Origin of the sequence: Flavobacterium aureirubrum, assembly GCF_038739835.1 — a bacterium.
In the GTDB taxonomy this organism is placed as follows: Bacteria; Bacteroidota; Bacteroidia; order Flavobacteriales; family Flavobacteriaceae; genus Flavobacterium; species Flavobacterium aureirubrum.
This window is the reverse complement of sequence record NZ_JBCGDO010000096.1, coordinates 1-411: the sequence shown is the minus strand read 5'-3', so window position 1 is coordinate 411 and position 411 is coordinate 1. Positions and strand designations below refer to the sequence as shown.

1 pseudogene is annotated in these 411 nt (G+C 31.9%); it reads left to right on the top strand.

Annotation, left to right across the window (positions count from 1 at the left end):
* Positions 1–236 (top strand): annotated as a pseudogene (locus WFZ85_RS16095) (hypothetical protein); the annotation flags it as partial.
* Positions 237–411 lie beyond the last annotated feature (175 nt).

Here is a 411-nt window from a genome sequence, read left to right as displayed (position 1 = left end):
ATTTAATAGGATTAGAAAAAGTAAATGGCGAACACAGTTTGATCATGCTAGTCTACAACATCAAACGCAGCATCAACATCCTCGGCGTGCCCGATTTAATAGCCAAACTCAAAGCATGGAACTCACCTTACAAGAGAAAAGGTTTGTTTTTGATAAAAACGACCTATTTAAAGCTATTTTTAGTTCGTATTATTTTGGGAACAAATGAAACTACTTCAAAATATACCTTGGCTTAAAACCAATTTATAAGCTTTTAATTAGGTGAAATTTTATTGAAATTGGAGTTTTTTCACAGCCTGACGTCAGACTGTGAAAAAACTTTCACAATCCTTTTTCAAATATACAAAAATATTTGTAAGAAGAACAAAGTATTCTTATCTTTAACCATGCAACACATATCAGGAATTTCCC